This window comes from Solibacillus sp. FSL K6-4121 (assembly GCF_038002585.1).
Lineage (GTDB): Bacteria > Bacillota > Bacilli > Bacillales_A > Planococcaceae > Solibacillus > Solibacillus faecavium.
The window spans coordinates 1,516,513-1,529,798 of the sequence record NZ_JBBOCS010000001.1 but is presented as its reverse complement, the minus strand read 5'-3'; the positions used below and the strand labels follow the sequence as shown (position 1 = coordinate 1,529,798).

Sequence of the window (13,286 nt, the reverse complement as noted above, 5' to 3'; positions counted from 1 at the left end):
TAAGCATTATTAACGCAACATACCAAAACATTATTGCAAAAAAAACAGAGCTACCAAATTGGCTCTCTGTTTTATTATTACATAATATTATCGAACCTCTACCCAGCCATTTTTAATTGCTGTTACAACGGCTTGTGTACGGTCATTTACATTCATTTTTTGTAAAATACTTGATACATGGTTTTTAACCGTTTTTTCCGAGATGAAAAGCGTCTCGCCAATTGTACGATTAGATTGTCCATCTGTAAGCAATTGAAGTACTTCACATTCACGCTTTGTTAATAAGTGGAATGGGCGGCGAATTTCTGTTTGGTGGAAATTCCCTTTATTTTCGTGCTCAGATAAGCGGCGGAATTCCGCAACCAGATTTTTTGTTACTTTTGGATGCAAGTATGAACCACCATTTGAAACGACTTTAATCGCTTCCACGATTTCATCTGCATCCATCTCTTTTAGCATGTAGCCTAAAGCACCTGATTTTAATGCATGTGTTACGTATGATTCGTCGTCGTGAATAGATAGAACCATTACTTTTGCATCCGGGTATTCTGCGATTAAGTCAGCTGTCGCTTCTACGCCATTTTTACCTGGCATATTAATATCCATTAATACTACATCAGGCTGATTTTTTTCATATAGATTTACTACATCTGTTCCATCATCACCTTCAGCAACAACCTCAAATGTATCTTCAAAATCTAAAATTCGTTTTACCCCTTCACGGAATAGTTGATGGTCATCAACAATAATAATTTTCGTCATAAAAAAACCCCCTGGACACTATTTAATATATCTCTTCATTTTTTGATGGTAATGGAATTTTCATTAAAATGGTAGAACCTTTACCAATATTACTACTAATTTTTATAGAGCCTTTTAATAAATCAATTCTTTCTTTCATTCCTATAATACCAAATGCTCCCTGTCGAACATTTTCCGTATCAAATCCGGCTCCGTTATCTTTCACGACAACATTTATTTCGGCTTCCAACCACTCAATTTTAACAATAATCTGAGTAGATTTTCCGTGTTTTATTGCATTATTTACACTTTCCTGCACTAAACGGAAAATTGCCACCTCATAATTAGAAGGAATTCTGCGCTCACTATTGTACGAGATGAATTGAATATCCGTAGTCGGATTGTATTCCATCAGTGTAGATAAGTACTTTTTTAGTGTCGGGCCAATCCCTAAATCATCAAGTGCCATTGGACGTAAATCATAAATAATGCGCCGTACTTCAGATAATGCATTACGAACACTGACTTTTAAATCATTAATTTCGTTTAATGCAGCCTCTACTCCCTTTTCTCGGTATGTACGGTCAATCAGATTCGAGCGCATGAGTACATTTGCCATCATTTGCGCTGGCCCATCATGAATTTCACGAGACAAACGCTTTCGTTCTTCTTCTTGAGCAGCAATTATTCGGATACCAAAGTCTTGCTTTATTTTTGCTTGCTCCAGCGCTGCCCCTACGTTTTTCAGATCGGTTGTCAAAAAATTAATAACAACATTTACTTGGTTGACAATATGGTCCGCTCTTTCAATCGTATCATAAAGTGTACGCAATCGTCTTTCTAAATCGTCTCGCTTATCTCTTAGTTGTTTTTCACGCTCACGGCAAATGGTAACTTCTAGTTGGAGCTTGCTTGTATTTTCATAAGCCTCACGAATTTGTTGTTCGGAATGTTCATTAAAATTTCTGCTCACAACAACTAACCGTTGTCTAGATAATTGCAACTTTCTTTCTAAGTTATCACTCTCATCGATGATAATCTTTATTTCTTGACGAACAATTTCTAATTCTTGTTGCATATCTTCGAAGCTTCTTCGACTTTGTTCACTTATTATAAATATATCATCTTTGGAATTTGTAATAGTTTCTAACATGCGATTAAATATTACATCCAGCGAGGCAACATCTATTTGATTATTTTCAAGCACTTTTCCCCCACCTTACTTCCTAAGAATGCGAACTGCTCTATCTTTTTATTATATTTACTACTATTATAGTACATACATATTATAGCATTATTCAAATATTTTTTAAGTTAAATTATGACCACAAATTCAAGACACCTATGGTAAAATAAGGAGAATATATAATGAGAAATAACTATTTAACCGTAAAAGGTTACGGAGAATCGGAAATAATTATATCAAAATCACGGTTTTTGACATATGTCAATCGTGCAGAGACGGAAGAGGAAGCTCTGCTTTTTATAGAAAAAATTAAAAAAATGCATGCCGGAGCTACTCATAACTGTTCTTGCTATATGGTGGGTGAGCATGATCAAATTCAAAAAGCGAATGATGATGGGGAACCAAGTGGTACTGCAGGCGTTCCTATGTTAGAAGTTTTAAAAAAACAAGGTTTAAAAGATACGGTTGTTGTCGTAACCCGCTATTTCGGTGGCATAAAACTTGGTGGAGGCGGCTTAATCCGCGCCTATGGTAAAGCTACAACTGAAGGGATAGCCGCTGCCCAAGTTGTCGAGCGTAAATTGCATTATTTGATGAAAATTGGGATTGATTATGTATTTTTGGGGAAAATAGAAAATGAGATTCGTAGTTCGCACTATATGTTACAAGACATACTCTATGCAGAAAATGTTGAAGTTTGTGTGCACGTTCTAAAAGAGGAAGAACAGATTTTTACCGATTGGATAACGGAATTGACGAACGGTCAGGCTACAATAACAAATGAGGACGCACTGTTTATTGAGTTTTCTAAAGAGTAACGATGCTGCTGGTAAAGAATATTCGTTACTTTACGACAAAAGTAGATTGTAGTATATTAGATTAGATTGAAAACACTTATAATACTCGTTCTAATATAGTAACCTATCCCTAACCTAGAGGAGAATATTTATGAAAACAAGGCAAAATAAAAAGAAGGGCTCGTCGAAAATCAAATTGTTTTTCAAAGTTACGATGCTCCTTACCTTATCTCTTGCAATATGTGCAAGCGCCTACGCTGTTTATTTAACAAAACAGGCTGAACATGCTGCAGATAACGCATATGAAGTGATAGAAGACCGGAAAATTTCAGAAAATCGCGAAGTAAAAGTCGAGCCGGCACAAGACAATGTTTCTATTTTAATCCTGGGTGTCGACGATAGTGAAAAGCGTGGTCAAGGCGCTGATAGCTCTCGTACAGATGCACTTTTGCTTGCCACTCTAAATAATAAAACTAAAACAGTTAAGTTAGTTAGTATTCCACGTGATTCCTACGTATACATTCCGCATATTGGAGGCAAGGATAAAATCAACCATGCCCATGCTCGTGGTGGTACACTCGCTTCTATTGAAACGGTAGAAGAATTATTCGATATTCCAATTGACTATTATGTACGTTTAAACTTCAACGCCTTTATCGACATTGTTGATGCATTGGGTGGTATTGAAGCAGAAGTACCATATGCAATGCTCGAAAAAGATGAATTTGACCGGAATACGGTAAACTTACAACCAGGTTTACAAACTTTAGGTGGTCGAGAAGCACTTGCACTAGCCCGAACACGTAAGCAGGATAATGATATCGAACGCGGTAAACGCCAGCAGGAAATCATTAAAGCAATCGCTACTAAAGCTTCTTCATTTACATCAATTACGAAATATGATGATGTCATTTCAGCAGTTGGCAACAATATGAAAACAGACATGACATTCACTGAGATGAAATCTTTCTTCAGCTACTTAACAAACGGTATGCCTCGTATTGATACATTAACGTTAGAAGGATATGACGATATGTCAACTGGTGTATACTACTACAAATTAGATGAAGAGGCACTGACCGAAGTTAGCCATATTTTGCAAAATCATCTAGGAGTTAACCCTGAATCTACTAATATATCAGGTACCAGCTCTGAAACGAATTCTGCATATACAACAAAATCAAATACAGATACACAATAACCAACCAATCTCCGTTCGTTCGGAGGTTGGTTTTTTTTATAGCAATGCCACAAAGTGAACTATTCCCCAAATAAAAAACAAGTAAACAGCCAGAAGCCATTTACTTGTTTCGATCTTTTCATTTATTGAATATTCGTACCAGGTTGAGCAACGGTTTGTAGTTTTTGCCGGCAAGACCGATAATTTCTACAAATATTTCAATTGCCACTAAAATAACAGCAATCAGTAAAATCGCGCCCCATACTTTTGCCATTGAGAAAATTACGGCTGCGAGACCAAACATAGCTGCCATCGCATAAATAATCATTACTGTTTGAGAATGAGAGAAACCTACATCCAATAAACGGTGATGTAAATGCGATTTATCCGGGTCTGACCACTTTTTACCATTACGTAAACGACGTACAATGGCAAAGAATGTATCCGAAATTGGAACACCTAGCATAATAACAGGAATAACGAATGAGATAACTGCTACATTTTTAAATCCTAAAAGAGCCAGCACAGAAATCATAAATCCTAAAAACAGTGCCCCAGTATCCCCCATGAAAATTTTTGCGGGATGGAAATTGAAAAACAGAAAACCGATTGTCGCTGCAGCTAAAATAGCAGCCATTGCAATTACGATACCATTCCCCATAATCATTGCCATAACTGCCAATGTAATTAAGGCAATTGTCGATACACCTGCAGCAAGTCCATCTAATCCATCGATTAAATTAATTGCATTCGTAATCCCGACAATCCAAATAATAGTAAATGGAATACCTAACCAACCAAATTCAAGTTCTCCACCAAATGGTAAGTTAATATTTTCAATTTGAATGCCACCAACAAATACAACGATACAAGCTGCAATAATTTGACCAAGTAATTTAGCCTTTGCGGAAATCTCTCGCATATCATCCACAATACCTGTAATCACAATAATTGTCGCAGCAATTAAGATCGCATATAAGTAATTACTTTGAAAGTCCGTAACAAATTTTAAAAGTAAAATTCCAATCATAAACGCACCAAAAATTGCTAAGCCACCAAGTCTCGGCATAATGCGCGCATGCACTTTACGATAGTTTGGGGCATCTACAGCTCCAAGGCGAAAAGCCAATCGCTTCACAAGCGGAGTTAGTATAATTGCAGCAATAAAAGCTACGATTAAAGACACGTAAATCATGTCTCTCCTCCTTAATTTTTGTAGGGTCAAAACAATACGATTAATCGTAGCGTTTAAAATTCCGTAAAAACTCTACATTATTTTTCATGATTAGTATAGCATGATTACTTCATAAAATATAGATATATTTCATCCCACTATATTTTTGTTTATTTTACATAATTTTCATATTATAGTTCTTTACCGTATGTTAGCAATGAAAAAATAAGATTTTCTAATGAAGACCATTCTGCTACGCTACGAGAAAAACGCGGTGAAGCAAGTGTTTTTTAAGTTAGCGTCCGTTTTACCCGCTTTTGGAAAGGCTTTCCTGGCAGCGTGGCTTCGTAAAGAGATAAATAGAGGAATGAATTTCCGTTATTTTTAAAATAAATTAAAAAATGATGAAAATAAGGGAAGGGAGTTCCGTTATTGACCTAAAAAGCATGAAATTTCATAATTTTATTTAAAATAACGGTAAAACGTTCCCTTATTTACCCTGAAAATGAGCTACATCATTCAAATAACGGTAAAGTCTTCCCTTATTTTGTTTATTTAGAAAAGAAATCCTATGTATGGTAATAAGCCTTTAAAAAAAGACATTACTCTTTATCGTATAAATTTCCATATTATTTCTCTTATTCCTATGAATCCCCCTTCGCTTGGTAGTCTTTTTGAGCAAAATTTGATAAAATAACTGAGTGTCTACTATATTAAAGTAGCCAATTTTAAAGGAGAGTAAAATAATGTTCTCAATTTTCAAACGCAGTAAAGAGCAAACTAGTGCTCGAGAGCTAAAAAAATACTACAAAACTGTAGAGCAAATTAATAAACTCGAAGCCATATATAGTCCAATGTCAGACGACGAGCTTCGAAATATGACATTTACATTTAAAGAACGTTTAGAAAATGGCGAACAGCTTAATGACATTATCCCTGATGCATTTGCTGTTGTCCGTGAAGCTTCCAAACGTGTATTAAACATGCGCCATTTCGATGTTCAGTTGATTGGTGGTCTTGTATTAACAGAAGGTAATATTGCCGAAATGCCAACAGGCGAAGGTAAAACATTAGTTGCCTCACTCCCTTCTTATGTACGTGCATTGGAAGGCAAAGGGGTTCACGTTATTACGGTAAACGATTACTTAGCAAAACGTGACTTCGAATTAATCGGTCAAATCCACCGTTTCCTTGGTTTAACAGTTGGTCTGAACGTACCGATGATGGAACCAACAGCTAAAAAAGAAGCGTATAATGCGGATATTACATATGGTGTCGGAACGGAATTCGGTTTCGATTACTTACGTGATAACATGGCTCACACTATTGGCGACAAAGTTCAGCGTCCATACCACTTCGCTATTATTGATGAAGTAGACTCTGTTTTAATCGACGAAGCGAAAACGCCGTTGATTATTGCGGGTAAAATGGGAGCCAATGAAGAATTGCACCGCATTGCTGCTATGCTAGCCAAACGTTTCAAGCCTGAAGAAGATTATGATTTTGACGATGAAACGAAAGCAACTTCTTTAACTGATCAAGGTATTGAAAAAGTTGAAGCTGCATTCGGAATCGACAATTTGTATGACTTAGATCATCAAACTTTGTACCATTACGTTATTCAGGCAGTTCGTGCGCACGTTATGTTTGAGCTTGATGTTGATTACATCGTACGTGACGACAAAATTGAGCTAGTGGATATGTTCACGGGTCGTATCATGGAAGGTCGTTCACTTTCAGACGGTTTACACCAAGCAATCGAAGCAAAAGAAGGCGTAACGATCACTGAAGAAAACAAAGCACAAGCACAAGTTACAATTCAAAACTACTTCCGTATGTACCCGAAATTATCAGGGATGACTGGTACTGCGAAAACGCAAGAAAAAGAGATTTTGGAAGTTTACGGTATGCGCGTTATTCAAATTCCAACGAATCGTCCGCGCCGCCGTGTTGACCAGCCCGATCTCGTATTTGAAAAGATTGAGCAAAAATACGAATACGTGGCCCAGGAAGCATTACGCCGCCACGAAAAAGGTCAACCGATATTAATCGGAACTACCTCTATTCTACAATCTGAAAAAGTGGCAAGTTACTTAAAGAAATACGGCTTAGATTTCCAACTATTAAATGCGAAAACTGTCGAGCAAGAGGTTGAATTAATCTCAGAGGCAGGACAAAAAAGCCGTATTACAGTTGCCACTAACATGGCTGGTCGTGGTACAGATATCGTATTAGGAGATGGCGTTGAAGAACTTGGCGGTCTGTTTGTTATCGGAACAGAAAAGCATGAAAGCCGTCGTGTTGACAACCAGTTACGCGGACGTTCCGGTCGTCAAGGAGACTTAGGTGAAAGTCAATTTATCCTATCCCTTGAAGACGATATGTTCAAGCGTTTCGCAAAAGATGATGTAGAAAAATTCCGAAAAAAAATGACTACTAATGATATTGGTATCGTTCAGAATAAAGAAGTAACAGAACTAATCGAACGTACACAGCGTATCGTTGAAGGTGCACATTTCTCAATGCGTGAATACAACTTGAAGCTTGATGATGTCATTAATGATCAGCGTCGAATTGTCTATGATTTACGCGATAAGGTATTAAAGAATGAAGATATTATTCCTTTACTGATTCGGATGATGTATGAAACAGTGGACTTTGCAGTTCGTGAAAATGCCCCAGAAGATAAGGATGTTATTGAATGGGATTTCGATAAAATGGAGAAAACAGTAAACTCTCTATTTATTGAGCCGGTCATAGTAAATCGCGATGAAACAAAAGTGAAAAATTTACTTGATGCAATGGATCCTCCTGTAAAACAGTTAAAGGCTGTAATCGAAAGCTTTGAGGAAAACGAACAAATAATGGCCGTTATTCCACAAGTTATGTTGAGCTATATCGATCATATGTGGGTGAAACATTTAGAGCAAATGGCGCATTTAAAAGAAGGTATTGGCTTACGTCATTATCAACAAGAAGACCCTATGAGAATTTACCAACGTGAAGGGCTAGAACTATTCGGTAAAAACTATCAAGAACTTCGTCGTACAATTGTAGAAGAACTTGTTGCATTTATGAAAAATATTACGATGAATGTGGAGGAATAACAGAATGGGTTTATTCGATTTATTTAAAAAAGGTGACAAAGTAGGTAAAGATAGTGCTGTTGATTCATCATCAGTCGTAGAAACGTCTGGTAAAGCTTCTAAAAAAGATGAAAATCGTGATGTCATTACAAAATTATCTTTCCATCCTGAATGGGATGTACCGCAAGAACAAAAATATGTATTTAATTTCTTAGCGAATGATTTAGCACCATTAAAACCAAATCAATTATCATTATCAGCAATTAATATTGAGCCTTCTATGTCTAACGGTTCATGGAATGTAAAAGCATTTTTCCGTTCTTCATTATCCGAAGCTATCGAATTAGGCGATATTGAATTATTAATTTTAGATAAAGACGACAACCGTCTAGCTTCACACTATTTTGACTTTAAAGAGCTAGGCGTTATCCCGGCAGAAAGTGCACGTCCATGGATTTTCAATTTCCCTGCTTCTTCGATTACAGCAGACGAAGTACCAGAAGAAGGCTGGAAGATTTCATTCAACTTATTATCATTGCGTGGTCACCAATTAGACTTGGATGATACATGGAAAAAACAATTACCAAAAGATCAGCAAGAAAAGCTTGCAGAAATCGTAAAATCTTTACCTAAATTAGGAAAAACAGAAGTGAACTTTACAGGATTACAAGCTAAGATGAACAATGACGGTAGCTTACATGCATCCATTTTTATCCGTAATGGTCATGAAAAAGCGATTAATCTGGAACAATTACCGCTTGAGATTATGGATGCTCGTAATGTTGTTGTAGCAAAAGGCTCATTCAAATTAGATCCTGTCTTATCTGTACAGCCGAATACGACAAAGCCTTGGACATTTATTTTCCCGAAAGAATTAGTTACTGTTAAAGGGATTGATCTTTCCCGCTGGACAGCCCGTGTACCACAATAGAAATTAACTATCATACACAGCATTCGGAATTTATATTCTCTTCCGAATGCTGTTTTTTTTATTGTGTGAGGAATTAATAGACAATCTATATGTCGCAGAAAGTTTTATGCGATCGCTTTTTATTAGCTGCATTCTTTGTAGAAACTTTTTTGCCGAATGTTGAAACTCTCCCATGAAATGTAGAAGTTCTGCCTCCATATGTAGAACACTTCACTTTAAAAGTAGAACAACCACTTTTATTGTCCTCCTTCATTTGAAAAGTAGAAATCTTTTTGCCGAATGTTGAAACTCCGCCCTGAAATGTAGAAGCACTCTCTCCTAATGTAGAACACTCCACTTCAAAAGTAGAACAACCACTTTTATTGTCCGCCTTCATTTGAAAAGTAGAAACTTTTTTGACGAATGTTGAACCTCCGCCCTGAAATGTAGAAGCACTCTCTCCTAATGTAGAACACTTCACCTCAAAAGTAGAACTACCATTTTTATTGTCCTCCTTTATTTATAAGTAGAAGATTTTTTGACGAATGTTGAACCTCCGCCTTGAAATGTAGAAATCGAACATCGCCTATTCCTAAAAGAGAACCTAAAACTCAAATAAAAAATCCCCCACCCTATAAAAGAGTGAGAGATCTATATATGCAGTATGTAGTAGTGTGTATAAGCTATGTATTATTCTGCTTCTGGTGTGTTATCAACATCTGAATCATCTTCTGCAGCTGCGATTGCTTCTGCTGTAGAGAAGTTAGCTACGCGTTTTGCGCCTACATATTTATTACCCCAGTAATATTTGTCGTTAATACTTGTTTTAATAACACCCTTACTTGTCGATGCATGGATGAATTTACCTGAACCAATGTAAATCCCTACATGAGAGACACGTTTACCAGATGTATTGAAAAATACTAAATCCCCCGGCTCCAATTCACTTTTCTTTACTGAAGTTCCTTGAGTGTACATATCTGAAGACGTACGTTCTAGGGAAGTAATACCCAGTTCTTTAAATACGTGACGTACATAGCCTGAGCAATCAAAACCTTTTGCTGATGTACCGCCATATGAATAGCGTACCCCTATATACTTAGAAGAGATTTCTTTCAGCTCTTCAACGGAGTAAGCCGATTCCGCAGAAGCTTCGTTTTCATTCAATGGTGTGAAGAAAATGACGAAGGCTGCTGCCAAAGTTAGTACCGAATTGCGTATTAATTTAAAGTAATCCATCGTGTTCCCCCAACATCAATTAATTTTCTGAAAACTTAACTGATCTCAGATTAACATGAGATTACAGAATATAACATTACAGTTCTGTAACAATAAGGTTACGTTTACCCTATTCTGTCATTCTTTAAACTCGTAATAAAAACCTATTTATAATAGCTTTTTAGAACTATACTACTGGAAATCGGGGTTATTTTTTGTAACAAATACCCAAAAATGACCTCTATCTTGTAATATATGTAACATTAAGGTTCGTTTATGTAATAGAAAAAGAACTAGTAAACGACATACTACGTGTATTTATTAGTTCTTTTTCTAAATTATTTTAAATTATTTAGTCGTTTATAGGCAACAAAGCGTTCTGACCAGTATTTTTCATTAACGTTTGAAATCGTGATTCCTTTAGAACCCGCATGTATAAATTCGTCATTCCCCAAATAAATCCCCATATGAGAAATAGTCGGTATAAAGGTGTTTTTGAAAAACACTAAATCCCCTGGCACGGGTTGCGCTACTTTTGTTGTATCTTGCTCGAAATACATGAGACTGCTTTTACGATCCATTTGAATACCTACTGAATTGAATACAAAGTTTACGAAGCCACTGCAGTCAAAGCCTTCAATAGTTGTCCCGCCATATTTATAAGGGGTACCTATTGTTCCATTTGCAATAGCAATGGCATGAGTATATAAAGCTTCCGTATGATGCGAAACAGTACTAGGTAAGGCAAGTTCCCTGCTTAATTGCTTTTCAATCGCTTCATCTGCGGTTTGTTTAAAGTTAATTTCAGCTTCGACGTTAGCGGCAGTCGGTGCTTCAACAGCTTGATCCTTTTTAGCTTGTGTGCTAATTGCAAGCTTTTGTCCAACTTTAATGGCATCAGAATTCAAGTTATTCCATTGCTTTATACTTACGATCGAAACATTATACTTTTTAGCAATATTTGTTAAATTATCACCTTTAACTACTGTATGAAAATGAGCGTTTTCTGGCACTTTCACTTTTTCTTCTACAACGGAAATTGCTTTAACTTTACTATTTACGGTTGTTGTTACAGTATTCTTAATAGGAGCTACTACTAGTTTTTGTGCTATGTAAATCCGATCTTCAGTTAATTTATTCCATTGTTTCAGCTGATGTATTGTCGTATTGTGGGCTTTCGCAATTTTTGTTAATGTATCACCCTTTTTTACCGAATAAGAAGGTGCGGCTTCTACAGTTGGCGTTACTAGTAAGGCTGTCGAAAATACTATTCCCGTTAGCATTACCTTCCATTTAATATTCATTTGGAAAACTCCTCCTTCTCTATGAAACTCCTATTCAAATCTATTTTACTTAATATCTATTAAAGGAAACAACATGCCAATAGATAGAATATCAACTAAAATATTAACAAATTATGAATATTATTATACTTCATTACCTATTAAGTGTTAATTGAATTTTGTCCAAATTGCGTAAATTAAGGCACAGGGTAAATTTACCTTGCCCGTTATACTTGTTTTTTACTATTTTTATGATAGAATTAATTTCTGTGAAAAGATTTAAATTTTTAGAAAGTTTTGTATTTTCAAATTAAAAGGAGTTCAGTCAACATGAGTAACAAGACAAGTTTTATTCGTGATAATATCGCGGTAGGTTTTATGCTATTTGCGCTTTTCCTAGGCGCCGGTAATATCATATTCCCACCCCAATTAGGTCAAATGGCAGGGGAAAATATACTAATATCCATGATTGGATTTTTAATAACAGGAGTAGGGCTACCTCTTTTAGGTATAATTGCTGTTGCTAAAAATGGCGGTGATTTGGAAGTATTAGCAGGTCGTATTAATCCATATTTCGGAATTATCTTTACTTCTATTATTTATTTATCTATTGGACCATTCTTTGCGATTCCGCGAACAGGTGCCGTATCTTATTCAATCGGGGTTGCACCGTTTTTATCTGATACAATGCAGGAAAGCTGGATCCCATTATTTATTACAACTATCCTATTTTTCGGATTAACATTCTATTTAGCATACAATCCGACAAAAATAGTCGATCGTGTAGGAAAAATTTTAACACCTGCTCTTTTAATCGTTATTTGTTTACTTGCGATTAAAGCGATTATTACTCCAATGGGTGAGATTGGTGAGTCACAAGGCGCATATATAAATAATGCTTTCGGTGAATCATTCATACAAGGCTATTTAACAATGGATGTACTTGCCTCATTAGTATTTGGTATTGTAATCATTCAATCTTTAGTAGCTCGAGGAGTAACTGAAAAAGCACAACAAATTAAAATCACTGTCTTTGCAGGCATTGTCGCAGCACTTGGGTTAGCCTTTGTATATGTATCATTAGGATATATCGGAGTGACGAGTACTTCAGCTATTGGCTTCCATAAAGATGGCGGAACTATTATCTCATTAGCTGCACAACAACTTTACGGTCAAGCAGGTAATATTATTTTATCGGCAGTCATCATTTTAGCATGTTTAACAACATCAGTTGGTTTGTTATCGGCAAATGCGACTTTCTTCCATAAAATTTTCCCTAAAGTTTCTTACCAACTGTATTTAGTTATTTTTGCGCTATTCAGTTTCGGTGTTTCAAACTTTGGCCTTGAAGATTTAATTAACTTATCATTACCAGTATTAGTAGCGATTTATCCGTTTGCCATAGTGCTTATGTTATTCGCACTATTCGGTAACTTATTTAACCATGCACCAAGCGTTTATGGCATGGCATTAATATTTACAGGAATTGTTGCGATTTATGATGGCATAAAACAAGCTGGTTTTGAAATTGAAGCCTATGATAACTTCCTATCAATATTCCCATTATACGAACAAGGTATCGCATGGGTTGTCCCAGCATTGGTCGGCGGGGTTATCGGCTACATTATGTACTTAGTAAAACGAAAATAAGTGTGATGATAAAGAGGGTACGTTAAAAGTGGAAACTTTTAATGTACCCTCTTTAACTATG

At 36.1% G+C, this 13,286-nt stretch carries 11 protein-coding genes; 5 read left to right on the top strand and 6 right to left on the bottom strand.

Annotated elements, in window-relative coordinates; all coding sequences use genetic code 11:
* Positions 1-87 precede the first annotated feature (87 nt).
* On the bottom strand, positions 88-762 hold the full coding sequence (locus MHH95_RS07590; protein WP_340727021.1) for a response regulator transcription factor: 675 nt from the start codon (positions 760-762) through the stop codon (positions 88-90).
* A gap of 22 nt (positions 763-784) precedes the next feature.
* Complete coding sequence (locus MHH95_RS07585) at positions 785-1,948, bottom strand: sensor histidine kinase (RefSeq protein ID WP_340727020.1); 1,164 nt, start codon at positions 1,946-1,948, stop codon at positions 785-787.
* A gap of 161 nt (positions 1,949-2,109) precedes the next feature.
* Between MHH95_RS07585 and MHH95_RS07580 the strand changes: the two genes are divergently transcribed.
* Together MHH95_RS07580 and MHH95_RS07575 are read left to right on the top strand one after the other, a co-directional pair.
* Positions 2,110-2,745 (top strand): YigZ family protein, encoded by a 636-nt coding sequence (locus tag MHH95_RS07580; protein WP_191698688.1) that lies wholly within the window; start codon positions 2,110-2,112, stop codon positions 2,743-2,745.
* A gap of 130 nt (positions 2,746-2,875) precedes the next feature.
* On the top strand, positions 2,876-3,925 hold the full coding sequence (locus MHH95_RS07575) for an LCP family protein (protein ID WP_340727019.1): 1,050 nt from the start codon (positions 2,876-2,878) through the stop codon (positions 3,923-3,925).
* A gap of 118 nt (positions 3,926-4,043) precedes the next feature.
* Here MHH95_RS07575 and MHH95_RS07570 read toward each other — a convergent pair whose 3' ends face one another.
* Positions 4,044-5,099: a glycosyltransferase family 4 protein gene (locus MHH95_RS07570; RefSeq protein WP_191698690.1), complete on the bottom strand. Its 1,056-nt coding sequence runs from the start codon at positions 5,097-5,099 to the stop codon at positions 4,044-4,046.
* Between the two features lie 725 nt (positions 5,100-5,824).
* On the opposite strand from MHH95_RS07570, the gene secA2 reads away from it, so the two are divergent.
* Complete coding sequence (gene secA2, locus MHH95_RS07565) at positions 5,825-8,185, top strand: accessory Sec system translocase SecA2 (RefSeq protein ID WP_340727018.1); 2,361 nt, start codon at positions 5,825-5,827, stop codon at positions 8,183-8,185.
* 4 nt (positions 8,186-8,189) lie between these two features.
* A complete protein-coding gene (locus tag MHH95_RS07560; protein ID WP_340727017.1) occupies positions 8,190-9,095 on the top strand; it encodes an accessory Sec system S-layer assembly protein in 906 nt (301 codons plus the stop codon).
* 85 nt (positions 9,096-9,180) lie between these two features.
* Here the strand turns inward: MHH95_RS07560 and MHH95_RS07555 are convergent, their stop codons facing one another.
* The 3 genes from MHH95_RS07555 to MHH95_RS07545 form a co-directional block, all read right to left on the bottom strand.
* On the bottom strand, positions 9,181-9,555 hold the full coding sequence (locus tag MHH95_RS07555) for a hypothetical protein (RefSeq protein WP_340727016.1): 375 nt from the start codon (positions 9,553-9,555) through the stop codon (positions 9,181-9,183).
* 209 nt (positions 9,556-9,764) lie between these two features.
* The gene (locus MHH95_RS07550) at positions 9,765-10,313 is read right to left on the bottom strand and encodes a C40 family peptidase (RefSeq protein ID WP_340727015.1); all 549 of its coding nucleotides are present in this window, start codon (positions 10,311-10,313) and stop codon (positions 9,765-9,767) included.
* A gap of 317 nt (positions 10,314-10,630) precedes the next feature.
* Positions 10,631-11,596, bottom strand: a complete 966-nt coding sequence (locus tag MHH95_RS07545) for a C40 family peptidase (RefSeq protein ID WP_340727014.1) — start codon at positions 11,594-11,596, stop codon at positions 10,631-10,633.
* 309 nt (positions 11,597-11,905) lie between these two features.
* On the opposite strand from MHH95_RS07545, the gene brnQ reads away from it, so the two are divergent.
* Positions 11,906-13,225 (top strand): branched-chain amino acid transport system II carrier protein, encoded by a 1,320-nt coding sequence (gene brnQ / locus MHH95_RS07540; protein ID WP_340727013.1) that lies wholly within the window; start codon positions 11,906-11,908, stop codon positions 13,223-13,225.
* Positions 13,226-13,286: the final 61 nt, after the last annotated feature.

Bases quoted from the DNA above. Each gene is read 5' to 3' on its own strand.
- MHH95_RS07590 (WP_340727021.1), bottom strand. From the start codon at position 762: ATGACGAAAATTATTATTGTTGATGACCATCAACTATTCCGTGAAGGG.
- MHH95_RS07560 (WP_340727017.1), top strand. From the start codon at position 8,190: ATGGGTTTATTCGATTTATTTAAAAAAGGTGACAAAGTAGGTAAAGAT.
- secA2 (WP_340727018.1), top strand. From the start codon at position 5,825: ATGTTCTCAATTTTCAAACGCAGTAAAGAGCAAACTAGTGCTCGAGAG.
- MHH95_RS07580 (WP_191698688.1), top strand. From the start codon at position 2,110: ATGAGAAATAACTATTTAACCGTAAAAGGTTACGGAGAATCGGAAATA.
- brnQ (WP_340727013.1), top strand. From the start codon at position 11,906: ATGAGTAACAAGACAAGTTTTATTCGTGATAATATCGCGGTAGGTTTT.
- MHH95_RS07570 (WP_191698690.1), bottom strand. From the start codon at position 5,099: ATGATTTACGTGTCTTTAATCGTAGCTTTTATTGCTGCAATTATACTA.
- MHH95_RS07575 (WP_340727019.1), top strand. From the start codon at position 2,876: ATGAAAACAAGGCAAAATAAAAAGAAGGGCTCGTCGAAAATCAAATTG.
- MHH95_RS07550 (WP_340727015.1), bottom strand. From the start codon at position 10,313: ATGGATTACTTTAAATTAATACGCAATTCGGTACTAACTTTGGCAGCA.
- MHH95_RS07545 (WP_340727014.1), bottom strand. From the start codon at position 11,596: ATGAATATTAAATGGAAGGTAATGCTAACGGGAATAGTATTTTCGACA.